Origin of the sequence: Mycobacterium sp. UM_11 (assembly GCF_001414075.1) — a bacterium.
Classification (GTDB): domain Bacteria; phylum Actinomycetota; class Actinomycetes; order Mycobacteriales; family Mycobacteriaceae; genus Mycobacterium.
The window spans coordinates 1-22,916 of record NZ_LATC01000061.1 but is presented as its reverse complement, the minus strand read 5'-3'; the positions used below and the strand labels follow the sequence as shown (position 1 = coordinate 22,916).

The following is a 22,916-nucleotide window of genomic DNA, read 5'->3' as shown; positions in this document are numbered from 1 at the left end:
TGTGATCTATTGTTAACCGCCCTGGAACATATTCACCGAATGTTCGCCCCGGGACGGCCCGCGCGCCCGGGGCCGATCAGTGGGGCTTGGCCAGCGGAAATGGCAGCGTCTCGCGGATGCTGCGGCCGGTTATGAGCATGACGAGCCGATCGATGCCCATGCCGAGCCCGCCGGTGGGCGGCATCGCGTACTCCATGGCCTGCAGGAAGTCCTCGTCGAGCTCCATCGCCTCCGGGTCGCCCCCGGCGGCCAGCAGCGACTGCTCCTGCAGGCGGCGCCGCTGTTCCACCGGATCGGTGAGCTCGCTGTAGGCGGTCCCCAGCTCGACCCCCCACGCCACCAGGTCCCACCGTTCGGCGACGCCGCGCCGGCTGCGGTGCGGCCGGGTCAGGGGCGAGACGGACGTGGGGAAGTCGATGTAGAACGTCGGCCCCTCGGTGCGGTCCTCGACCAGGTGCTCGTAGAGCTCCAGCACCACGGCGCCGGCGTCCCAGTGCGCCCGGTACGGAATGTGGGCGGCGTCGGAGAGCTTGCGCAGCACGGGCAACGGGGTGTCCGGATCGACGCGTTCCCCGAGCGCCTCCGACACGGCGTCGTGCACGGTTTTCACCGGCCAGGTCCCGGAGATGTCGACCGGCTGCAGGCGGCCGTCGGCGCCGTCACCGCGCAGGACGGTCTGCTCCCCGTTGGCGGCCTGCGCCGCGTTCTGGATCAGCTCGCGGCAGCCGTCGATCCAGACCAGGTAGTCGGCGTGCGCCTGGTAGGCCTCGAGCAGGGTGAACTCCGGGTTGTGGCTGAAGTCGACCCCCTCGTTGCGGAAGGCCCGGCCCAGCTCGAACACCCGCTCGACCCCGCCGACGCACAGCCGCTTGAGGTAGAGCTCCGGCGCGATGCGCAGAAACAGGTTCATGTCGTAGGTGTTGATGTGGGTGACGAACGGCCGGGCGGTGGCCCCGCCGTGGATCTGCTGCAGGATCGGCGTCTCGACCTCGATGAACCCCTTGGCGAACAACGTCTCCCGGACCGAGCGCAGGACGCTGGCGCGCGCCGTGATCAGCTCGCGCGACTCGGGATTGACCGCCAGGTCCACGTAGCGGGTGCGCACCCGCGCCTCGGGGTCGGTCAGCCCGTTCCACTTGTTCGGCAGCGGCCGCAGGCACTTGCCGATCATCCGCCAGTCGCGCACGATCAACGAGCGGGTGCCGTTCTTGGAATACCCCATGTGCCCGGTCACCTCGACCAGGTCGCCGAGATCGATGGCCGCGGTGAAATCTGCGTTCCGGCCGCGCTCCAGGCGTGAATTGTCCAGCAGCACTTGCAATTCGCCCGACCAGTCCCGCAGCTGGGCGAACAGCACCCCGCCGTAGTCGCGGATCCGCAGTATCCGGCCCGACACCGACACGGGTTCCTGGTCGTCCGCGTCCAGCGCCCTGGCGACGGTGTGGCTGGGCGGAGAGCCCACCGGGTAGGCGTCAATGCCGTTGCGCCGCAAGATCTTCAGCTTGGCCAGCCGCACCCGCACCTGCTCGGGCAGCCGGGCCCAGGACTCCTCTTGCTCCGCGTCGTCGCGGCGTTGCTGCAACTCGCTGACGTCGGGGGCGGAGCCGTCGTGGTGCAGCAGGCCCGACTCCGCCAGCCGCTGGGGCACGGCGGGGTGGTGCCCGGTGTGCACGCGCTCGCGCCGGGTGAACGGGAGCACCAGGAAGCCCTCGGCGATCACCGACGCGACGCCGACCCGGGGGATCAGCCGGGCGTCCTCGTAGCAGGCGTAGCGCGGAACCCAATCGGGTTGGTACTTCATGTTCGAGCGGTACAGCGTCTCCAGCTGCCACCACCGCGAGAAGAACAGCAGCAGCCCCCGCCACAACCGCGCGACCGGGCCCGCGCCGAGCTGGGCGCCCTGCTCGAACGCCGAGCGGAACATCGCGAAGTTCAGCGAAATGCGGCTGATGCCAAGGTTTTCGGCGGTCAGGGCGAGCTCGCTGACCATCAGCTCGATGGTGCCGTTGGGCGACTGCGGGGATCGGCGCATCAAGTCCAGGGAGACGCCGGTGGTGCCCCACGGCACCAGCGACAGCATCGCCACCACGGCGCCGTCGCGGTCCAACGCCTCGACCAGCAGGCAGTCCCCGTCGGCCGGGTCGCCGAGCCGGCCCAGCGCCATGGAGAAGCCCCGCTCGGTCTGGGTGTCGCGCCAGGCGTCGGCGCGGGTGATGGTCTGGGCCATCTCCTCGGCGGAGATGTCGCGGTGCCGCCGGATCCGCACCGTCAGCCCGGCGCGGCGGGCCCGGGTGACGGCCTGGCGCACCCCGCGCATGTCGGGTCCGGACAGCTTGAAGTCGGCGGTCCGCAGGATCGCCTCGTCGCCCAGCTCGAGCGCGTTCAGCCCGGCTTCCCGATAGACCCGCGCGCCCTGCGTGCTGGCGCCCATGACCCCCGGCGCCCAGCCGTACGTCTGGCACAGCCCGAGCCACGCGTCGATGGCCTGCGGCCAGGCCCGCGGGTCGCCGATCGGGTCGCCGCTGGCCAGGCACACGCCCACCTCGACGCGGTAGGTGATGGCGGCGCGGCCGCTCTGGGCGAACACCACCGACTTGTCGCGGCGGGTCGCGAAGTAGCCGAGCGAGTCGTTCTTGCCCCACAGCTCGAGCAGGCCGCGGATGGCGGACTCGTCCTCGCCCGTCAGCGCGTTCTCGGCGCGCTGGGACTGGAACAGCACGATGGTCGCCATGATCAGCGCCAGCGCGCCGGTCAGGCCGAAGATCGCGTTGAGGAAGACGTGCGGCTTGCCGGTGAACAGGTCCGGGTCGGCCAGCGCGAAGCCGACCACCCGGTTGGCGACGTAGGGCAGGCGGTCCTGGCGCGCCAGCGTTCCCGGCCACAGCTCCACCAGTCCCCAGGACACCAGGATCCCGATCACGTCGCCGGCCACCAGCACCGCGGCCGCTTTGACCAGCGCGCCCTTGCGGACCTTGGCCCAGAACTCCCGGTAGGCCAGCACCAGCAGCACGATCGCGACGATGTGCACCGCGAACCCGAGGTTCTCGCCGAAGGTCTCGGCCGCGGTGTTGTCACCCGCGGCGATGTCGGCGGCGTTCAGCCCCGCGGCCAGGATCATCTGGCCGAGCAGCACCAGCCAGGCGATCCGTTTGCGCGCGGTCAGGGCCGCGGCGAGCAGGGCGAGGACGAACGACCACGCGATGCTGGTGTCGGGGAAGTTGAACAGGTAGTCGTTGATGAACTCGCGAGGGACCTTGATGACCCACCGGATCAACGGGGACACGCTGGCCAGCAGCGACACGGTGGCGATGACGCCCACGATCCACCCGGCCGCCGCCGGTACCCAGCGATACCGGGAATGCGACCGGCCGCGGGGCCCCGAACGGGAGCCCGAACGAGATGAAGCGAGAGTCACAGACCGCGAGGATATGCCCTCAAACCGTGAAAAGCTTGGCGAAGCGCTAAGACTGGCCAGCAATAGTTCGCCGGGTTGCCCGAGTCTGCGGGTGGGGTCGAGGGCGAAGTGCGGAAAGCGGCCCCGTGGCTGCTAAACTGGCGTTCGCGACCATCCCGGCGAAGGCCAGGAACAGTAAGTGGAGTCCCACTCCCACCGCGGGCCACGAGGATTTCAAGGCCTGGCGGTCCGGTCACAGACATCGCGCATGTCTGTTCCGCGAGCAACGCGGGCGGCTTGACTTCAGGCCGCGATCGGTCGGCATTGGGCCCTGCGATTGCAGGGCTTTTCTGCTGGTGGTGTGGTGTTTCCGCCGCTGAACCCCCCGGAGCCGGGTCCCGGCCGCGATGCTAGGACACCTATCAGCCCAACAAGGGAGGCCCCATCAGCACTGAGACCCGCGTCAACGAGCGCATCCGCGTACCTGAAGTCAGATTGATCGGCCCCGGGGGAGAGCAGGTAGGCATAGTGCGCATCGAAGACGCACTGCGCGTCGCTGCGGACGCCGATCTCGACCTTGTCGAAGTCGCCCCGAACGCCAGACCCCCGGTCTGCAAGATCATGGACTACGGCAAGTTCAAATACGAGGCGGCGCAAAAGGCGCGCGAATCCCGCCGGAACCAGCAGCAGACCGTCGTCAAAGAGCAGAAGCTGCGACCCAAGATCGACGATCACGATTACGAGACCAAAAAGGGCCACGTGATCCGCTTTCTGGAGGCGGGTTCGAAGGTGAAGGTCACCATCATGTTCCGCGGACGCGAGCAGTCGCGGCCCGAGCTGGGCTACCGCCTGCTGCAGCGGCTGGGCGCGGACGTGGCCGAATACGGCTTCGTCGAGACGTCCGCCAAGCAGGACGGCCGGAACATGACGATGGTGCTGGCCCCGCACCGCGGCGCGAAGACTCGCGCCAGGGCGCGGCACCCCGAGGGACCCGGGGACGTCGCGGCGCCGGACGGCGATGCGGCCACCGACGCCCCTTCGCCCAACTGACCAGAGACGAATAGCGAGAACGAAGAGGAAACATGCCAAAAGCCAAGACCCACAGCGGGGCTTCGAAGCGGTTCCGGCGCACCGGAACCGGCAAGATCCTTCGCGAGAAAGCCAACCGCCGGCACCTGTTCGAGCACAAGCCGTCCACCCGGACTCGCCGCCTGGAGGGCCGCACCACCGTGGCGGCCAACGACACCAAGCGCGTCAAGAAGCTGCTGAACGGCTGACAGTTCGACAAGCCGAGCGGCGGCGCCGCTGCCGGCCCCGACCATTACTTAGAGAGTAGGAACACCCATGGCACGCGTGAAGCGGGCGGTCAACGCCCACAAGAAGAGGCGCAGCATTCTCAAGGCCTCGAAGGGCTATCGCGGCCAGCGTTCGCGGCTGTACCGCAAAGCCAAAGAGCAGCAGCTGCATTCGCTGAACTACGCCTACCGCGACCGCCGCGCGCGCAAGGGCGAGTTCCGCAAGTTGTGGATCTCGCGGATCAACGCCGCCGCGCGCGCCAACGACATCACCTACAACCGCCTGATCCAGGGCCTCAAGGCCGCGGGCGTCGAGGTGGACCGCAAGAACCTCGCCGACATCGCGATCACCGATCCGGCGGCGTTCACCGCGCTGGTCGACGTCGCCCGGGCCGCGCTGCCCGAGGACGTCAACGCGCCTTCGGACTCCGGAGAGGCCGCCTAGCCCCTGCTGACCGAACGTTCGGCCCGGGTCGCCGCGGCGGTCAAACTGCATCGCCACGTCGGGCGCCGGCGGGCGGGGCGATTCCTGGCCGAGGGCCCCAACCTGGTCGAGGCCGCGGCCGGCCGCGGCCTGGTCCGCGACGTCTTCGTCACCGAGGCCGCCGCGCAACGGTATGCGTCTTTGCTTGGCGCGCAGCGGTTTCCGGTTCATCCGGTCACCGAGCGGGCCGCCAAGGCGCTGTCCGACACCGTCACCCCCACCGGGTTGGTGGCGGTCTGCGAAATGCCGTCGACCCAACCGGCGGACGTGCTGGCCGGTTCGCCGCGGCTGATCGCGGTCGCCGTCGAAATCGGCGAGCCGGGCAACGCCGGCACGCTCATTCGCATCGCCGACGCCATGGGCGCCGACGGCGTGCTGCTCGGCGGGCACGGCGTCGACCCGTACAACGGCAAGTGCCTGCGCGCCTCGACGGGCAGCATCTTCTCGATTCCGGTCGCCTCGGCGCCCGACGTCCCGGCCGCGCTGGGTGCCCTGCGCGACGCGGGGCTGCAGGTGCTGGCGACGACGGTGGATGGCGAGACGCGCCTCGACGAGGCCACCGAGTTGCTCGGCCGGCCGACGGCGTGGCTGTTCGGCCCCGAATCACAGGGCCTGCCAACCGAAGTCGCGCGGGCGGCCGATCACCGCATGCGCATCCCGATGTCCGGGGGAGCCGAGAGCCTGAACGTGGCCTCGGCGGCGGCCATCTGTCTCTACCAGAGCGCGCAGGCGCTGGGCACGCTCAAGCGGCCCTGACGCGTCCCCGGGCCGGCCGCAGGCCCGCCAGCGACAGCGTCCCGTGCACCAGCGACCCGGCGCGTTCCATCAGCGCCTTGGCGGGGTCCAGCGCGGAGCGCGGCCGCGGGGGAAAGTAATGCATCGGCAGCCCGCGGCGGTCGCGGGGCGGGGCCATGAACGGCGGCGCCTCCACCAACGGCGCGTCGCTGGGCAGCCGCCCCTCGGCGCGGCGGTAGGCGGCCAGCGCGCGCGGGTGCAGCCGGATCTCGTCGGGCACCGCCAGAAAGGCCAGCTCGACCAGCTTGCCGAACAGCCGCAGCAGCACCTCGTCGCCCGGTGTCCAGCGCATCCCCGCCTTCTCGCGGACCGCGGGCTCGAACAGGCCCGCCGCGATCCAGCGCTGGCCGGCGACCAGCGGCTTGAACATCTGGTCCCAGATCGGCGTGGGCATCAGCACGAACTTCGGCTTGGGGATCCGGATCTGGAAGATGTCCAGCGTCGCCTGGTTGACCTCGAGCTCCTCGCGGCAAACCCGGTCCCAGTACTCGCAGAACGCCTCCCACGACGTGGGCACCGGGCGCATGCTCATCCCGTACATCCGGTACCACCGCACGTGCTCGTCGAACAGCTGCCGCTTCTCGGCCTCCGTCAGGCCCCCGCAGAAGTACTCGGCCACCTTGATCACCAACATGAAGAACGTGGCGTGCGCCCAGTAGAACGTCTCCGGATTCAGGGCGTGATAACGGCGGCCCGATGCGTCAACGCCCTTGATGGTGTGGTGATAGCTCTTGATCTGCCGCCCGGTCGCCGCGGCGCGTTCACCGTCGTACACGACGCCCATGATCGGGTACACCGAGCGCGCCACCCGCTGCAGCGGCTCGCGCAACAGGATCGAATGCTCCTCGACGCCGGCCCCCAGCTCCGGGTACATGTTCTGGATCGCCCCGATCCAGACGCCCATCATTCCCGTCCGCAGATCGCCAAAGTACTTCCAGGTCAGGGAGTCTGGCCCGAGCGGATCGTCGGATTTCCTTGGAATGGCAGTCATCTCGGCCTCCTGCGCTCACGATAACTTTGACAACGCACGTTGTCTACGATTTCCCCTCCGCGCGCCCGCAGGTGTTATCGACCTTCGATAGCGGTGTGGCGCCGCTGTGATCAGCCGATACGTTGCGAGCCGTGACACAACGGGCGGGGCCTTCGTTGCCCGCCTGCGGCGCGAGGAAATAACCTGGCCGAGTGGAACTCGCGCATCGCGATTCGGACTCGGGCGGGCCCGAAGATGTGACGGCTTCCGATCCTTCGGTGCGCGGCGCCGTGCGGTGGTGGCAGACCCGGAACCACAGCCCCGGCGCGGTGGCCTTCATCCGCCGGGCCCGGCGGCTGCTGCCCGGCGATCCCGAGTTCGGCGATCCGCTGTCGACGGCCGGCGAGGGCGGGCCGCGCGCCGCCGCCCGGGCCGCCGATCGGCTGCTGGGGGACCGCGAGGCGGTGTCGCGCGAAGTGGGCCTGGGGCTGCTGCAGGTGTGGCAGGCGCTGACCGAGTCGGTGTCCCGGCGGCCGGCCAATCCCAAGGTGACGTTGGTGTTCACCGACCTGGTCGGCTTCTCGTCGTGGTCCCTGCAGGCCGGCGACGAGGCGGCGCTCGCCCTGCTGCGTCAGGTGGCGCGGGCCATCGAGCCGCCGCTGCTGGACGCCGGCGGCCACATCGTCAAGCGGATGGGCGACGGCCTGATGGCCGTCTTCGGCGACCCCACCGTCGCGGTGCGGGCCGTGCTGGCCGCCAAGGAGGCGTTGAAGTCGGTCGAGGTGGCCGGGCACACGCCGCGGATGCGGGTCGGGATCCACACCGGGCGGCCGCAGCGGCTGGCGTCGGACTGGCTCGGTGTCGACGTCAACATCGCCGCGCGGGTGATGGAACGGGCCACCAAGGGCGGGGTGATGGTGTCAGGTTCGACACTCGATCTGATCCCGCAGAGCGAACTGGACGCGATGGGCGTCGTCGCCAAACGCGCACGTAAATCGGTTTTTGCGGGCAAAGCCACCGGCGTTCCGAACGACTTGGCGATATATCGTTTGAGGACTCATAGGGAGTTGACAGCGCCCGATCACACTTCCGAAACAAATTAGCCGACATAATGGATGCAATGTTTGGGGGCATCTTCGCCCGGCTCGCCCGGGTCCAGTTCACGGTGGGATACGTGGCGGTGCTGCTCGCCATCAGTTGCGCCATCCTGGCGCTCGGCCCGCACGCCCATGACGTGCTGGTCGAGCGGGCCAGCACCAACCTGCACAACCTGGCCCACGGCCACGTGGGCACGCTGCTGGGCAGCGCGCTGGTCGTCGACGCCGGTCCGCTGTACTTCTGGTTGCCCTTCCTGACCTGCCTGCTCGCGCTCGGCGAGCTGCACCTGCGCACCATCAGGCTGGTGGTGGCGTTCCTCGTCGGGCACATCGGCGCGACGCTGCTGGTGGCCGCCGCCCTGGCCGCGGCCGTCGAGTTCGGCTGGATGCCGGTGTCCATCACCCGGGCCAGCGACGTCGGGATGAGCTACGGCGCCCTGGCGGTGCTCGGCGCGATGACCGCGGTCATTCCCCAGCGCTGGCGGGCCGCCTGGGTCGGCTGGTGGGTGTCGGCCGGGCTCGCCTCGGCGATCATCGGCGGCGATTTCACCGACGCCGGCCACACCGCCGCCGTCGTCCTCGGCGTGCTGGTGTCCGCCCGGTTCCGCCAGCCCATCCATTGGACGCCGCTGCGGCTCGGGATGCTGGTGGCCTCGTCGGGCTTCGGCTTCCTGATCCTGGCCCATCACTGGGGCACGATGGCCGCCGCGCCCGCGTTCGGCGTCCTCGGCGCCCTGGCCGCGCACAAGCTGGTGCAGATCGTCACCGGCCGCGGCGCCGTGGTGGGCGACCCCGCGCTGAGGAGCCCGCAGCCCGTCACGACCGGCTAGGCAACCCGCCGCCCTTAGGGCGAAGCGCCCGCCGGGCCACACGCACCACATCACTATGATCGGCACTTGCCGCTGGGCAACTTCGAGCCCGCCCCTCATCAGCAAGGAGAGTGTCGCCGCGTGGGTGCTCAGCCCGTCGACCTGTCACCGGACGCCCTGGCCGAGGCGGTCGGCGCCGCCCGGGAGGCGATCGCGCTCGCCGGCGACCTGGACGCGCTGGCGCGGGTGAAGACCGAGCACCTCGGTGACCGCTCCCCGCTGGCGCTGGCGCGCCAGGCGCTGGGCGGCGTCCCCAAGGAGGAGCGCGCCGACGCCGGGAAGCGGGTCAACTCCGCGCGAACCGAGGTGCAGCGCGAGTACGACGCGCGGCTGGCGGCCCTGCGCGAAGAACGCGACGCGGCGGTGCTGGCCGCCGAGGGCATCGACGTCACGCTGCCGTCGAGCCGGCAGCCGGTCGGCGCCCGGCACCCGATCACCATCCTGGCCGAGCACATCGCCGACACCTTCATCGCGATGGGGTGGGAGCTCGCGGAGGGCCCCGAGGTGGAAACCGAGCAGTTCAACTTCGACGCCCTGAACTTCCCCGCGGACCACCCCGCGCGCAGCGAGCAGGACACCTTCTACATCGCGCCGGAGGATTCCCGGCAGCTGCTGCGCACCCACACGTCGCCGGTGCAGGTGCGCACGCTGCTGGCCCACGAGCTGCCGGTCTACATCATCTCGATCGGGCGCACCTTCCGCACCGACGAGCTGGACGCCACCCACACGCCGGTCTTCCATCAGGTCGAGGGGCTGGCGGTGGACCGGGGCCTGTCCATGGCGCACCTGCGCGGCACCCTGGACGCGTTCGCCCGCGCCGAGTTCGGTCCCGAGGCGCGCACCCGGATCCGGCCGCACTTCTTCCCGTTCACCGAACCCTCCGCCGAGGTCGACGTGTGGTTCGTCGGCAAGAAGGGCGGCCCCGGCTGGGTGGAGTGGGGCGGTTGCGGCATGGTGCATCCGAACGTGTTGCGGGCCGCGGGAATCGACCCGGAGGTGTACTCCGGGTTCGCCTTCGGGATGGGCCTGGAGCGCACGCTGCAGTTTCGCAACGGGATCCCGGACATGCGCGACATGGTCGAGGGCGACGTCCGGTTCTCGTTGCCGTTCGGGGTGGGGGCCTGATGCGCATCCCCTACAGCTGGTTGCGCGACGTCGTGGCCGCGGGCGCGCCCGGCTGGGACGTCGCCCCGGAGGAGCTCGAGCAAGCGCTGGTGCGGATCGGCCACGAGGTCGAGGAGGTGGTCACCCTCGGCCCGGTCGAGGGCCCACTGACCGTGGGCCGCGTCGCCGGCATCGAGGAGCTCACCGGGTTCAAGAAGCCGATCCGCGCCTGCCGGGTCGATGTCGGTGAGCCCGCGCCCCGCGACATTGTTTGCGGCGCAACCAATTTCGTCGTCGGTGACCTGGTGGTGGTGGCGCTGCCCGGCACCACGTTGCCCGGCGGCTTCGCGATCACCGCGCGCAAGACCTACGGCCGCGACTCCGACGGCATGATCTGCTCGGCGGCCGAACTCGGCTTGGGCGCGGACCATTCCGGGATCCTGGTGCTGCCGGCCGGTACCGCCGACCCGGGCGCCGACGGCGCCGCGGTGCTGGGATTGGACGACGTGGTCTTCCACCTGGCGATCACCCCCGACCGCGGCTACGGCATGTCGGTGCGCGGGCTGGCGCGGGAGATCGCCTGCGCCTACGACCTCGAGTTCGTCGACCCCGCCGACGTGAAGCCGTTGCCCGCCAACGGCGAGGCCTGGCCGTTGACCGTGCAGCCCGAAACCGGTGTCCGCCGGTTCGCCCTGCGGCCGGTGACCGGTATCGACCCGGCCGCCGTGTCGCCGTGGTGGCTGCAACGGCGGCTGCTGCTGGCCGGCATCCGCGCGACCTCGCCGGCGGTGGACGTCACCAACTACGTGATGCTCGAACTCGGCCACCCCATGCACGCCCACGACCGCGACCGCATCTCCGGGGGCTTGGCCGTGCGGTTCGCCCGGCCCGGCGAGACCGTGGTCACCCTCGACGACATCGAGCGCCGGCTCGACCCGACCGATGTCCTCATCGTCGACGACCGCGCGACCGCGGCGATCGGCGGCGTGATGGGCGCGGCCAGCACCGAGGTGCGCCCCGAATCCACCGACGTGCTGCTGGAGGCGGCGGTCTGGGACCCCGCCGCCGTATCGCGCACCCAGCGCCGACTGCACCTGCCCAGCGAGGCCGCCCGACGCTACGAGCGCGGGGTGGACCCGGCGATCTCGGTGGCCGCGCTGGACCGGTGCGCCACCCTGCTCGTCGAGATCGCCGGGGGAGCGGTGTCGGAGAAGCTGACCGATTGGCGCGGTGAGCCGCCGACCGACGACTGGTCGCTTCCGCCGATCCACGTTCCCGCCGACCTGCCCGACCGCGTCGCCGGGGTGGCCTACCCCGCCGGGACCACCGCGCGGCGCCTGGCGCAGATCGGCGCGCTGGTGGTCGACTCCGGCGCGGCGCTCACGGTGACGCCGCCGAGCTGGCGGCCCGACCTGTTGCAGCCCGCCGACCTCGTCGAGGAGGTGCTGCGCCTCGAGGGCCTGGAGGTCATCCCGTCGGTGCTGCCCGCGGCCCCCGCGGGCCGTGGCCTCACCGCGGGGCAGAAGCGGCGCCGCGCGATCGGCAAATCGCTGGCCCAACACGGTTACGTCGAAATCCTGCCCACGCCGTTCTTGCCCGCGGGCGTGTTCGACCTGTGGGGGCTGCCGGCCGACGATCCGCGCCGCGCCACCACGCAGGTGCTCAACCCGCTGGAGGCCGACCGCCCGCACCTGGCCACCACGCTGCTGCCGGCGCTGCTGGAGGCGTTGGTGCGCAACGTGTCCCGGGGTCTGGTGGACGTCGCGCTGTACGCGCTGGCGCAGGTGGTGCAGCCGACCGACGAGACGCGCGGCGTGCGGCCCATCCCCGTGCACCGGCGACCGACGGACACCGAGATCGCCCTGTTGGACGCCTCGCTGCCCCGCCAGCCCCAGCACGTCGCGGCGGTGCTGACCGGGCTGCGCGAGCGCCGCGGCCCGTGGGGGCCCGGCCGCCGGGCCGAGGCCGCCGACGCGTTCGAGGCGGTGCGCATCGTCGCCCGCGCCAGCGGGGTCGAGGTGCGGCTGCGGGCGGCGCAGCGGCTGCCCTGGCATCCGGGCCGGTGCGCCGAGGTGCTGGTCGGGGAGACCGTGGTCGGTCACGCCGGGCAGCTGCACCCGGCGGTGATCGAACGCTCCGGGCTGCCGAAGGGCACGTGCGCCGTCGAGCTCAACCTCGACGCCATTCCCATCGCCGAGGCGTTGCCGGCGCCGAGGGTGTCGCCGTTCCCGGCGGTCTTCCAGGACGTCAGCCTGGTGGTGCCCGCGCACGTGCCGGCGCAGGCGGTGGCCGACGCCGTGCGGGAGGGCGCCGGCGAGCTGCTGGAAGACCTGCAACTGTTCGACGTCTTCACCGGCCCGCAGGTCGGGCAGGACCGCAAATCGCTGACGTTCGCCCTGCGTTTCCGCGCCCCGGACCGCACGCTGACCGAGGACGACGCCAGCGCCGCCCGCGACGCCGCGGTGCGGCGCGCCGCCGAGGCGGTCGGCGCCGAACTGCGGGCCTGAGCGCCGCTCTGGAATGGATTTGCAAAGCATTGCATAACCATGCAGAATCGGCGGAATGGCCGACGTATTGAGGGTGGCGGTTGCCGGGGCCAGCGGCTATGCGGGCGGTGAGATCCTGCGCCTTTTGCTCGGGCATCCCGCCTACGCCGACGGCCGGCTCGCCATCGGGTCGCTGACCGCCGCGACGAGCGCCGGCAGCACGCTCGGCGAGCACCACCCGCACCTGACGCCGCTGGCCTCCCGCGTGGTCGAGCCCACCGAACTCGCCGTGCTGGCCGGCCACGACGTGGTGTTCCTGGGCCTGCCGCACGGGCATTCGGCCGCCCTGGCCGACCAGCTGGGCCCCGACACCCTGATCATCGACTGCGGCGCCGACTTCCGGCTCACCGACGCCGCGGCGTGGGAGCGGTTCTACGGCTCCCCGCACGCCGGAAGCTGGCCCTACGGACTGCCGGAACTGCCCGGCGCGCGGGAGCGGCTGCGCGGCGCGCGCCGGATCGCCGTGCCGGGCTGCTACCCGACCGCGGCGCTGCTGGCGTTGCTCCCCGCGATGGCCGAGGACCTGATCGAGCCCGCCGTCACCGTGGTGGCCGTCAGCGGCACCTCCGGGGCCGGCCGCGCGGCCAAGACCGACCTGCTCGGCTCCGAGGTGATCGGGTCCGCCCGGGCCTACAACATCGCCGGGGCCCACCGCCACACGCCCGAGATCGCCCAGGGGCTGCGGGCGGTCACCGACCGCGACGTCACGGTGTCGTTCACCCCGGTCCTGATCCCGACCTCGCGGGGCATCCTGGCCACCTGCACGGCGCGGACCCGCGCGCCGCTCTCACAACTGCGGGCCGCCTACGAAAAGGCTTACGACGCAGAGCCTTTCGTGTACCTGCTACCCGAGGGTCAACTGCCGCGCACCGGATCGGTGATCGGCAGCAACGCGGCACACGTCGCCGTCGCGGTGGACGAGGCCGCGGAGACGTTCGTGGCCATCGCCGCCATCGACAACCTGGTCAAGGGCACCGGCGGCGCGGCGGTGCAGGCGATGAACCTCGCGCTGGGTTGGCCGGAGGCACAAGGCCTTTCGGTGGTCGGGGTCGCCCCGTGACCCACACAGCCGAGGCGCGCCTGGTGCGCGAACAGGGCGTCACCGCGCCCGCCGGGTTCCGGGCCGCCGGGATCGCCGCCGGCATCAAGGCGTCGGGCAACCCCGACCTGGCCCTGGTGTTCAACGAGGGGCCCGACTACGCGGCGGCGGGCGTCTTCACCCGCAACAAGGTCAAGGCCGCGCCCGTGCTGTGGAGCCAGCAGGTCCTGACCACCGGCGCGCTGCGCGCGGTGATCCTCAACTCCGGCGGCGCCAACGCCTGCACCGGGCCCGGCGGTTTCCAGGACACCCACGCCACCGCCGAGGCCGTCGCCGCCGCGCTGTCGGACTGGGGGACGCAAACCGGGGCCATCGAGGTCGCGGTGTGCTCCACCGGGCTGATCGGCGACCGGCTGCCGATGGACAAGGTGCTCGCCGGGGTGCGCGCGATCGTTCAGGACATGGCCGGCGGTCTGAGCGGCGGCGACGAGGCGGCGCGCGCGATCATGACCACCGACACCGTGCCGAAACAGGTTGCGCTGCACCACCGGAGCAACTGGACGGTCGGCGGGATGGCCAAGGGCGCGGGCATGCTGGCGCCGTCGCTGGCCACCATGCTGTGCGTGCTGACCACCGATGCGAACGTCGAGGCCGCGGCGCTCGACACCGCGCTGCGCCGCGCCACCGCCCGCACCTTCGACCGGCTCGACATCGACGGCGCGTGTTCGACCAACGACACCGTGCTGCTGCTGGCGTCCGGGGCCAGCGGGATCACGCCCGCGCAGGCCGATCTCGACGACGCCGTGCTGCGGGTGTGCGACGACCTGTGCGCGCAGCTGCAGGCCGACGCCGAGGGCGTCACCAAGCGCGTCACCGTGACGGTGACCGGGGCGGCCTCCGAGGACGACGCGCTGACCGCCGCGCGGGTGATCGCCCGCGACAGCCTGGTCAAGACCGCGGTGTTCGGGTCGGACCCCAACTGGGGCCGGGTGCTGGCTGCCGTCGGGATGGCGCCGATTCCCCTCGACCCCGATCGAATCACGGTGTCGTTCAACGGCTTCGCCGTGTGCGTCGACGGTGTCGGGGCGCCGGGCGCGCGCGAGGTGGACCTGTCCGGCGCCGACATCGACATCACCGTCGACCTGCGCGTGGGTGACGGCCACGCCGCGGTCCGCACCACGGACCTCTCGCACGGCTATGTCGAAGAGAACTCGGCGTACAGCTCATGACTTTCACAACGGAGCAGCTGCCGACCGGCGTCAAGGCGCAGGTGCTCGCCGAAGCCCTGCCCTGGCTCAAGCAGCTGTACGGCAAGGTCGTCGTCATCAAGTACGGCGGCAACGCCATGACCGACGACACGCTGCGGCACGCCTTCGCCGCCGACATGGCCTTCCTGCGCAACTGCGGCATCCTGCCCGTCGTCGTGCACGGCGGCGGCCCGCAGATCACCGCCATGCTGCGCCGGCTGGGCATCGAGGGCGACTTCAAGGGCGGCTTCCGGGTCACCACACCCGAAGTGCTCGACGTGGCGCGGATGGTGTTGTTCGGACAGGTGGGCCGCGAACTGGTCAACCTGATCAACGCGCACGGGCCCTACGCCGTCGGCATCACCGGCGAGGACGCGCAACTGTTCACCGCCGTGCGGCGCAGCGTGACCGTGGACGGCGTGGCCACCGACATCGGCCTGGTCGGCGACGTCGAACGGGTCAACACCGCCGCGGTGCTGGATCTGATTGCGGCGGGCCGCATTCCGGTGGTGTCCACGCTGGCCCCGGACGCCGAGGGCGTGGTGCACAACATCAACGCCGACACCGCCGCCGCGGCGCTCGCCGAGGCGCTGCGGGCCGAGAAGCTGTTGATGCTCACCGACGTCGAGGGCCTCTACACCAGCTGGCCCGACCGCGGCTCGCTGGTGAGCGAAATCGACACCGGCACACTCGCGCAACTGCTACCCACGCTGGAGGCGGGCATGATCCCCAAGGTCGAGGCGTGCCTGCGGGCGGTCACCGCCGGCGTCCCGAGCGCGCACGTCATCGACGGGCGGGTCGAACACTGCGTGCTGGTCGAGCTTTTCACCGATGCGGGGACCGGCACCAAGGTGGTGCCCACATGAGCCAAGGGGAAACAGTGAAGCAGCGCTGGGAAGCCGTGATGATGAACAACTACGGCACCCCGCCGCTCGCCCTGGCCAGCGGCGACGGCGCCGTGGTCACCGACGTGGACGGCAACAGCTACGTGGACCTGCTCGGCGGCATTGCGGTCAACGTCCTCGGGCATCGCCACCCCGCGGTCATCGAGGCCGTCACCCACCAGATGGCCACGCTGGGCCACACCTCCAACCTGTACGCCAGCGAACCCGGCATCGCGCTGGCCGAGGAGCTGGTGGCGCTGCTCGGCGCGCCCGAACAAACAGGGGCGCCCGCGCGGGTGTTCTTCTGCAACTCGGGAACCGAGGCCAACGAGGTCGCGTTCAAGCTGTCGCGGCTCACCGGGCGCACGAAACTGGTTGCGGCGCAGGGCGGTTTCCACGGCCGCACGATGGGCTCGCTGGCACTGACCGGCCAGCCCAGCAAGCAGGCGCCGTTCGAGCCGCTGCCCGGATACGTCACGCACGTGCCCTACGGGGACGCCGACGCGCTGGCCGCGGCCGTCGACGACGCCACCGCGGCGGTGTTCCTCGAACCGATCATGGGGGAGGGCGGCGTCGTGGTCCCGCCGGAGGGCTATCTGCGGGCCGCGCGCGACATCACCTCGCGGCACGGCGCGCTGCTGGTGCTCGACGAGGTGCAGACCGGGATGGGCCGCACCGGAGCGTTTTTCGCCCACCAGCACGACGGCATCACCCCGGACGTCGTGACCATGGCCAAGGGGTTGGGCGGCGGGCTGCCCATCGGCGCGTGCCTGGCCGTCGGGCGGGCCGCCGAGCTGCTGACCCCCGGCCTGCACGGCAGCACCTTCGGCGGCAACCCGATCTGCGCCGCTGCGGCGCGGGCGGTGCTGCGGGTGATCACCGACGAGGACCTGATCCGGCACGCGGAGGTGCTGGGCAAGTCGGTGCGGCACGGCGTCGAGTCCCTGAACCACCCGCTGATCGACCACGTGCGCGGGCGGGGGCTGCTGCAGGGCCTGGTGCTGACCGCGCCGCGGGCCAAGGAGGCCGAAAGTGCCGCGCGCGCAGCCGGATTCCTGGTCAACGCCGCCGCGCCCGAGGTCGTCCGGCTGGCCCCGCCGCTGATCATCACCGAGGCCCAGCTGGACGCCTTCGTCGGCGCGCTGCCGGGCATCCTGGACAAGGCCGCGGCATGACGCCCCGCCATTTCCTGCGCGACGACGACCTGTCGCCCTCCGAGCAGGCCGAGGTGCTGCAGCTGGCCGCCGAGCTGAAGAAGGATCCGTTCTGCTGCCGGCCGCTGGACGGCCCGCGCGGCGTCGCGGTGCTCTTCGACAAGAACTCCACCCGCACCCGGTTCTCCTTCGAGGTGGGCATCGCGCAGCTCGGCGGGCACGCCGTCGTCGTCGACGCCCGCAGCACGCAGCTGGGCCGCGACGAGACGCTGGCCGACACCGCGCGGGTGCTGTCCCGCTACGTCGAGGCCATCGTGTGGCGCACCTTCGGACAGGACCGGCTCGAGGCCATGGCCGAGGTGGCGACCGTGCCGGTGGTCAACGCGCTCTCCGACGAGTTCCACCCCTGCCAGGTGCTCGCCGACCTGCAGACCATCGCCGAACGCAAGGGATCCCTTGCGGGGCTGCGGATGTCCTACTTCGGCGACGGCGCCAACAACATGGCCCACTCGCTGCTGCTCGGTGGGGTGACCGCCGGCATCCACGTCACGATCGCCGCGCCCGACGGCTTCGCCCCCGCCCCGGCCTTCGTCGCGGCCGCGACGGAACGCGCGGAAACGACCGGCGGCTCGGTCACCCTCAGCGCCGAGCCCGACGCGGCCGCGCGCGGCGCCGACGTGCTGGTGACCGACACCTGGACGTCGATGGGCCAGGAGGCCGACGGGCTCGACCGCCGCACCCCATTCCGTCCGTTCCAGATCAACGAGCGGCTGCTGGGCCTGGCCGACCCGGAAGCGATTGTGCTGCACTGCCTTCCGGCCCACCGCGGCGACGAGATCACCGACGCGGTGATGGACGGGCCGGCCAGCGTGGTCTGGGACGAGGCCGAGAACCGGCTGCACGCCCAGAAGGCGCTGCTGGTGTGGCTGCTGGAGCGACGCTCATGACCCGCTCGAAGGCTTCCGCCGAGACCACCCGGGCCGGGCGGCAGGACCGCATCGTGGCCATCCTGTCGTCGGCGTCGATCAGCAGCCAAAGCGAGCTGGCGGCCCGGCTGGCCGACGAGGGCATCGAGGTCACCCAGGCCACCCTGTCGCGCGACCTCGAGGAGCTCGGCGCGGTGAAGCTGCGCGGAGCCGACGGCGGCGTCGGCGTCTACATCGTTCCCGAGGACGGCAGCCCGGTGCGCGGGGTGTCCGGCGGCACCGCGCGGCTGTCCCGGCTGCTGGGCGAGCTGCTGGTGTCGGCCGACGCCAGCGCCAACCTCGCGGTGCTGCGCACCCCGCCCGGCGGCGCCAACTATTTGGCCAGCGCCATCGACCGGGCGGCGTTACCGTACGTCGTCGGCACCATCGCCGGCGATGACACCGTCTTCGTGGCCGCCCGGGAGCCGATGACCGGCGCCGAGCTGGCCCGCACCCTAGAAGAGCTCACCTAAAACTAAGGAGATTGGTTCATGTCGGATCGCGTCATCCTGGCGTATTCGGGCGGTCTGGACACCTCGGTCGCGATCAGCTGGATCGGCAAGGAAACCGGCCGCGAGGTCGTCGCGGTGGCCATCGACCTCGGCCAGGGCGGCGAGGACATGGAGGTCGTCCGCCAGCGGGCCCTGGACTGCGGCGCGGTGGAGGCCGTCGTCGTCGACGCCCGCGACGAGTTCGCCGAGGGCTACTGCCTGCCCACCATCCTGAACAACGCCCTCTACATGGACCGCTATCCGCTGGTGTCGGCCATCAGCCGGCCGCTGATCGCCAAGCACCTGGTGGCGGCCGCCCGCGAGCACGGCGGCACCACCGTCGCGCACGGCTGCACCGGAAAGGGTAACGACCAGGTCCGGTTCGAGGTCGGATTCGCTTCGCTGGCACCGGATTTGGAGGTTTTGGCGCCCGTCCGCGACTACGCCTGGACGCGGGAGAAGGCGATCGCGTTCGCCGAGGAGAACGCCATCCCGATCAACGTCACCAAGCGCTCGCCGTTCTCCATCGACCAGAACGTGTGGGGCCGCGCGGTGGAAACCGGCTTCCTGGAACACCTTTGGAATGCACCCACCAAGGACATCTACTCCTACACCGAAGACCCCACCATCAACTGGAACACGCCCGACGAGGTGATCGTCGGGTTCGAGCGCGGGGTCCCGGTATCCATCGACGGCAAACCGGTGTCCGTGCTACAGGCCATCGAGGAGCTCAACCGCCGCGCCGGCTGCCAGGGCGTGGGCCGCCTCGACGTGGTCGAGGACCGGTTGGTGGGCATCAAGAGCCGCGAGATCTACGAGGCCCCCGGGGCGATGGTGCTGATCACCGCCCACACCGAGCTCGAACACGTCACGCTGGAGCGCGAACTGGGCCGCTTCAAGCGGCACACCGACCAGCGCTGGGCGGAGCTGGTCTACGACGGGCTCTGGTACTCGCCGCTGAAGACCGCGCTGGAGGCGTTCGTGGCGAAGACCCAGGAGCACGTGACGGGCGAGATCCGGATGGTGTTGCACGGCGGGCACATCGCCGTCAACGGCCGGCGCAGCGCGGAGTCGCTCTACGACTTCAACCTGGCCACCTACGACGAGGGCGACAGCTTCGACCAGTCGGCCGCCAAGGGCTTCGTCTACGTGCACGGGCTGTCGTCGAAGATCGCGTCCCGCCGCGACCTGGCGGCCGACGAAGGTCCGACCGCGACGTGAGCACGCGCGAGGGCTCGCTGTGGGGCGGGCGGTTCGCCGACGGCCCGTCGGACGCGCTGGCCGCCCTGAGCAAGTCCACCCACTTCGACTGGGTGCTGGCCCCATACGACATCGTCGCCTCGCGCGCCCACACCGTGATTCTGTTCCACGCCGGGCTGCTCACCTCCGAGCAGCGCGACGGGCTGCTGGCCGGGCTGGACAGCCTGGCGCAGGACGTGGCCGACGGCAGCTTCACGCCGCTGGTGACCGACGAGGACGTGCACGCCGCGCTGGAGCGGGGGCTGATCGACCGGGTCGGCCCCGACCTGGGCGGCCGGTTGCGCGCCGGGCGGTCGCGCAACGACCAGGTCGCCACGTTGTTCCGGATGTGGCTGCGCGACGCGGTGCGCCGGGTCGCCGACGCGGCCCTGGAGGTGGTGGCCGCGCTGGCCGCCCAGGCCGCCGCGCACCCCAGCGCCATCATGCCGGGCAAGACGCACCTGCAGTCCGCCCAGCCGGTGCTGCTGGCCCACCACCTGCTCGCCCACGCGCACCCGCTGCTGCGCGACGTCGACCGCATCGTCGACTTCGACAAGCGGGCGGCCGTGTCCCCGTACGGCTCGGGGGCGCTGGCCGGCTCGTCGCTGGGGTTGGACCCGGACGCGATCGCCGCGGAGCTCGGTTTCGACGCCGCCGCGGCCAATTCCATCGACGCGACCGCGGCCCGCGATTTCGCCGCCGAGGCCGCCTTCGTGTTCGCGATGATCGCCGTGGACCTCTCGCGGCTGGCCGAGGACCTCATCCTGTGGAGCTCAACGGAGTTCGGCTACGTCAGGTTGCACGATTCGTGGTCCACCGGCAGCTCGATCATGCCGCAGAAGAAGAACCCCGACATCGCCGAGCTGGCCCGCGGCAAGTCCGGGCGGCTGATCGGCAACCTGACCGGCCTGCTGGCGACGCTCAAGGCCCAGCCGCTGGCCTACAACCGCGACCTGCAGGAGGACAAGGAGCCGGTGTTCGACTCGGTGGCCCAGCTGGAGCTGGTGCTGCCGGCGATGGCCGGCCTGGTCGCCAGCCTGACGTTCGACGTCGAGCGGATGGCGGCCCTGGCCCCGGCCGGATACACGCTGGCCACCGACATCGCCGAATGGCTGGTGCGCCGGGGGGTGCCGTTCCGGTCCGCGCACGAGGCGGCCGGGGCCGCCGTGCGCACGGCCGAGGGGCGCGCGGTCGGGCTCGACGAGCTGACCGACGACGAGCTGGCCGCCATCAGCCCCGAGCTGACGCCGGAGGTGCGGGACGTGTTGACCATCGAGGGCTCGGTGTCGTCGCGCGACGGGCGGGGCGGAACCGCGCCGGCCAGGGTCGCCGAGCAACTCGAAGCCGTCCTGGCCGAGTGCGAACGGCTCAAAACGCGGCTGGGCGGTGGCCGATGAGAGGACTTTGGTTTCTGTGCCGGGCGCTCCCGGGCCGATTAAACTTCTCGCAGGAAGCGATCCGGGTGAACATTTCGACCCTGATCTTCGTCGTCAGGGGGTGGGAGCAATGAGCGTCGTCGCCGGCGTGTTCGGTGCCTTGCCACCGTACCGCTACTCCCAGCGCGAGCTCACCGACTTCTTCGTCAGCATCCCGGACTTCGAAGGCTACGAGGACATCGTCCGCCAGCTGCACGTCAGCGCCAAGGTCAACAGCCGCCACCTGGTGCTTCCCCTGGAGCGGTACCCCACCCTGACCGACTTCGGCGTGGCCAACCGGATCTTCATCGACAACGCCGTCGACCTCGGCTGCGAGGCGCTGTCGGGCGCCCTGGACGAGGCCGGCCTGCGGCCCCAGGACCTCGACGTGCTGATCACGACGACGGTCACCGGCCTGGCGGTGCCCTCCCTGGACGCGCGGATCGCGGGCCGGCTGGGCCTGCGCGACGACGTGCGCCGGGTGCCGCTGTTCGGGCTGGGCTGCGTGGCCGGGGCCGCGGGCGTGGCCCGGCTGAACGACTACCTGCGCGGGGCGCCGGACGCCGCCGCGGCCCTGATCTCGGTCGAGCTCTGCTCGCTGACCTACCCGGGATACAAGCCGTCGCTGCCGGGCCTGGTCGGCAGCGCGCTGTTCGCCGACGGGGCGGGCGCCGTGGTGGCGGTCGGCGAGCGCCGTGCCGAGAAGGTCGCCGCCGGCGGGCCCGCCATCCTGGACTCGCGCAGCAAGCTGTACCCCGATTCGCTGCGGACCATGGGCTACGACGTCGGCGCCGCCGGGTTCGAGCTCGTCCTGGCCAAGGACCTGGCCGAGGTGGTCGAGGAGCACATCGAGCGCGACGTCGCCGGGTTCCTCGGCGCGCACGGGCTGACGACGACCGACATCGGCGCCTGGGTCAGCCACCCCGGGGGCCCCAAGATCATCGACGCGATCAACGCGAGCCTGAGCCTGCCGCCGGACGCGCTCGAACTGACCTGGCGCTCGCTCGGCGAGATCGGCAACCTGTCCTCGGCCTCGGTGCTGCACGTGCTGCGGGACACCCTGGCCAAGCCGCCGCCCAGCGAAAGCCCCGGCCTGATGATCGCGATGGGTCCCGGATTCTGCTCCGAGCTCGTATTGTTGCGCTGGCACTGACAGGGCGTTTCTGCTTGTGCCTCCCCAAGATTCACCGATGGAACCGATGACCCCGCTTTCTCGCCCAGGCCGCGACTCATGACCGGCGACTCCGACGAGCTCGTCAGGGCCCTGCGCGCATCGCTGAAGGAGAACGAGCGGCTCAAGCGCGAGGCCCGCGAATACCTCGCCGCCGCAACCGAACCCGTCGCGGTGGTCGGGATGGGCTGCCGGTACCCCGGCGGGGTGGATTCCCCGGAGGCGCTGTGGCAGATGGTTGTCGAGGGCCGCGACGTGGTCTCGGAGTTCCCGACCGACCGGGGCTGGAACCTGGCGGGCCTGTTCGATTCGGACCCCGACGCGGTCGGAAAGTCCTACGCCCGGTGCGGCGGGTTCCTGGCCGACGCGGCCGACTTCGACGCCGCGTTCTTCTCCATCGCCCCCAGCGAGGCGCTGGCGATGGACCCGCAGCAACGCCTGTTGCTGGAGGTGTCCTGGGAGGCGTTGGAGCGGGCCGGGATTGACCCCGCCGCGCTGCGCGGGTCGCCGACGGGGGTGTTCGCCGGGATCTTCCACGGGTCCTATGGCGGGCAGGGGCGGGTGCCCGGACACCTGGAGCGCTACGGGCTGCGCGGTTCGACGCTGAGCGTGGCCTCGGGCCGGGTGGCCTACGCGCTGGGCCTGGAGGGCCCGGCCGTGTCGGTGGACACCGCCTGCTCGTCGTCGTTGGTGGCCCTGCACCTGGCGGCGCGGTCGCTGCGCGCCGGCGAGTGTGACCTGGCGCTGGCCGGCGGGG

The 22,916-nt window shown here is 71.3% G+C and carries 19 protein-coding genes and 1 pseudogene; 18 read left to right on the top strand and 2 right to left on the bottom strand.

Annotation, left to right across the window (positions count from 1 at the left end; genetic code table 11):
* Positions 1 to 76: 76 nt before the first annotated feature.
* On the bottom strand, positions 77 to 3,430 hold the full coding sequence (gene lysX / locus WU80_RS16015; protein ID WP_082459831.1) for a bifunctional lysylphosphatidylglycerol synthetase/lysine--tRNA ligase LysX: 3,354 nt from the start codon (positions 3,428 to 3,430) through the stop codon (positions 77 to 79).
* Between the two features lie 408 nt (positions 3,431 to 3,838).
* Between lysX and infC the strand changes: the two genes are divergently transcribed.
* The 4 genes from infC to WU80_RS15995 all read left to right on the top strand — a co-directional run bounded on the left by infC (position 3,839) and on the right by WU80_RS15995 (position 5,929).
* Positions 3,839 to 4,444, top strand: a complete 606-nt coding sequence (infC, locus tag WU80_RS16010) for a translation initiation factor IF-3 (protein ID WP_082459830.1) — start codon at positions 3,839 to 3,841, stop codon at positions 4,442 to 4,444.
* Between the two features lie 32 nt (positions 4,445 to 4,476).
* Positions 4,477 to 4,671: a 50S ribosomal protein L35 gene (gene rpmI / locus WU80_RS16005; RefSeq protein WP_055402798.1), complete on the top strand. Its 195-nt coding sequence runs from the start codon at positions 4,477 to 4,479 to the stop codon at positions 4,669 to 4,671.
* Positions 4,672 to 4,738: 67 nt separating this feature from the next.
* Positions 4,739 to 5,134, top strand: a complete 396-nt coding sequence (gene rplT, locus WU80_RS16000; protein ID WP_046184507.1) for a 50S ribosomal protein L20 — start codon at positions 4,739 to 4,741, stop codon at positions 5,132 to 5,134.
* A gap of 3 nt (positions 5,135 to 5,137) precedes the next feature.
* Positions 5,138 to 5,929, top strand: coding sequence for an RNA methyltransferase (locus WU80_RS15995; protein ID WP_055402795.1), 792 nt, complete (start codon positions 5,138 to 5,140; stop codon positions 5,927 to 5,929).
* Here the strand turns inward: WU80_RS15995 and WU80_RS15990 are convergent.
* A complete protein-coding gene (locus WU80_RS15990) occupies positions 5,916 to 6,959 on the bottom strand; it encodes an oxygenase MpaB family protein (RefSeq protein ID WP_055402793.1) in 1,044 nt (347 codons plus the stop codon). The two genes, WU80_RS15995 and WU80_RS15990, sit on opposite strands and share 14 nt — an antisense overlap.
* A gap of 191 nt (positions 6,960 to 7,150) precedes the next feature.
* Here WU80_RS15990 and WU80_RS15985 point away from each other — a divergent pair, with 191 nt between their 5' ends.
* The 14 genes and pseudogenes from WU80_RS15985 to WU80_RS15920 form a co-directional block, all read left to right on the top strand.
* The gene (locus WU80_RS15985; protein ID WP_055402792.1) at positions 7,151 to 8,041 is read left to right on the top strand and encodes an adenylate/guanylate cyclase domain-containing protein; all 891 of its coding nucleotides are present in this window, start codon (positions 7,151 to 7,153) and stop codon (positions 8,039 to 8,041) included.
* A gap of 17 nt (positions 8,042 to 8,058) precedes the next feature.
* Positions 8,059 to 8,865, top strand: a complete 807-nt coding sequence (locus tag WU80_RS15980) for a rhomboid-like protein (protein WP_055402790.1) — start codon at positions 8,059 to 8,061, stop codon at positions 8,863 to 8,865.
* Between the two features lie 120 nt (positions 8,866 to 8,985).
* Positions 8,986 to 10,029 (top strand): phenylalanine--tRNA ligase subunit alpha, encoded by a 1,044-nt coding sequence (gene pheS / locus WU80_RS15975; RefSeq protein WP_055402787.1) that lies wholly within the window; start codon positions 8,986 to 8,988, stop codon positions 10,027 to 10,029.
* On the top strand, positions 10,029 to 12,515 hold the full coding sequence (gene pheT, locus WU80_RS15970; RefSeq protein ID WP_055402785.1) for a phenylalanine--tRNA ligase subunit beta: 2,487 nt from the start codon (positions 10,029 to 10,031) through the stop codon (positions 12,513 to 12,515). The genes pheS and pheT overlap by 1 nt, the downstream gene beginning before the upstream one ends.
* Before the next feature lie 39 nt (positions 12,516 to 12,554).
* Positions 12,555 to 13,614: pseudogene (gene argC, locus WU80_RS15965) on the top strand (N-acetyl-gamma-glutamyl-phosphate reductase).
* The gene (gene argJ, locus WU80_RS15960) at positions 13,611 to 14,822 is read left to right on the top strand and encodes a bifunctional glutamate N-acetyltransferase/amino-acid acetyltransferase ArgJ (protein WP_055402781.1); all 1,212 of its coding nucleotides are present in this window, start codon (positions 13,611 to 13,613) and stop codon (positions 14,820 to 14,822) included. The pseudogene argC and the gene argJ overlap by 4 nt, the downstream one beginning before the upstream one ends.
* Positions 14,819 to 15,706 (top strand): acetylglutamate kinase, encoded by an 888-nt coding sequence (gene argB, locus WU80_RS15955; protein WP_055402779.1) that lies wholly within the window; start codon positions 14,819 to 14,821, stop codon positions 15,704 to 15,706. The genes argJ and argB overlap by 4 nt, the downstream gene beginning before the upstream one ends.
* Positions 15,703 to 16,899: an acetylornithine transaminase gene (locus WU80_RS15950; protein ID WP_055402777.1), complete on the top strand. Its 1,197-nt coding sequence runs from the start codon at positions 15,703 to 15,705 to the stop codon at positions 16,897 to 16,899. Before argB ends, WU80_RS15950 begins: the two co-directional genes overlap by 4 nt.
* Positions 16,896 to 17,825 carry an ornithine carbamoyltransferase gene (argF, locus tag WU80_RS15945; RefSeq protein ID WP_055405788.1) on the top strand — a complete coding sequence of 310 codons (930 nt, stop codon included), beginning with the start codon at positions 16,896 to 16,898 and terminating at the stop codon, positions 17,823 to 17,825. The genes WU80_RS15950 and argF overlap by 4 nt, the downstream gene beginning before the upstream one ends.
* The gene (locus WU80_RS15940) at positions 17,822 to 18,316 is read left to right on the top strand and encodes an arginine repressor (protein ID WP_055402773.1); all 495 of its coding nucleotides are present in this window, start codon (positions 17,822 to 17,824) and stop codon (positions 18,314 to 18,316) included. Before argF ends, WU80_RS15940 begins: the two co-directional genes overlap by 4 nt.
* A gap of 18 nt (positions 18,317 to 18,334) precedes the next feature.
* Positions 18,335 to 19,555 (top strand): argininosuccinate synthase, encoded by a 1,221-nt coding sequence (locus tag WU80_RS15935; RefSeq protein WP_055402771.1) that lies wholly within the window; start codon positions 18,335 to 18,337, stop codon positions 19,553 to 19,555.
* Entirely contained in the window at positions 19,552 to 20,970 is a 1,419-nt protein-coding gene (gene argH, locus WU80_RS15930; protein WP_055402769.1) for an argininosuccinate lyase, read from the top strand. The genes WU80_RS15935 and argH overlap by 4 nt, the downstream gene beginning before the upstream one ends.
* 109 nt (positions 20,971 to 21,079) lie before the next feature.
* Entirely contained in the window at positions 21,080 to 22,141 is a 1,062-nt protein-coding gene (locus WU80_RS15925) for a type III polyketide synthase (RefSeq protein WP_055402767.1), read from the top strand.
* Positions 22,142 to 22,219: 78 nt separating this feature from the next.
* Positions 22,220 to 22,916, top strand: a 697-nt coding sequence (locus WU80_RS15920) for a beta-ketoacyl synthase N-terminal-like domain-containing protein (protein WP_055405787.1), incomplete at its 3' end; no start/stop codon positions are given.

Coding starts and splice junctions, on each gene's coding strand:
- rpmI (WP_055402798.1), top strand. CDS start 4,477: ATGCCAAAAGCCAAGACCCACAGCGGGGCTTCGAAGCGGTTCCGGCGC.
- rplT (WP_046184507.1), top strand. CDS start 4,739: ATGGCACGCGTGAAGCGGGCGGTCAACGCCCACAAGAAGAGGCGCAGC.
- WU80_RS15990 (WP_055402793.1), bottom strand. CDS start 6,959: ATGACTGCCATTCCAAGGAAATCCGACGATCCGCTCGGGCCAGACTCC.
- WU80_RS15980 (WP_055402790.1), top strand. CDS start 8,059: ATGTTTGGGGGCATCTTCGCCCGGCTCGCCCGGGTCCAGTTCACGGTG.
- pheT (WP_055402785.1), top strand. CDS start 10,029: ATGCGCATCCCCTACAGCTGGTTGCGCGACGTCGTGGCCGCGGGCGCG.
- argB (WP_055402779.1), top strand. CDS start 14,819: ATGACTTTCACAACGGAGCAGCTGCCGACCGGCGTCAAGGCGCAGGTG.
- WU80_RS15950 (WP_055402777.1), top strand. CDS start 15,703: ATGAGCCAAGGGGAAACAGTGAAGCAGCGCTGGGAAGCCGTGATGATG.
- argF (WP_055405788.1), top strand. CDS start 16,896: ATGACGCCCCGCCATTTCCTGCGCGACGACGACCTGTCGCCCTCCGAG.
- WU80_RS15940 (WP_055402773.1), top strand. CDS start 17,822: ATGACCCGCTCGAAGGCTTCCGCCGAGACCACCCGGGCCGGGCGGCAG.
- WU80_RS15935 (WP_055402771.1), top strand. CDS start 18,335: ATGTCGGATCGCGTCATCCTGGCGTATTCGGGCGGTCTGGACACCTCG.
- WU80_RS15925 (WP_055402767.1), top strand. CDS start 21,080: ATGAGCGTCGTCGCCGGCGTGTTCGGTGCCTTGCCACCGTACCGCTAC.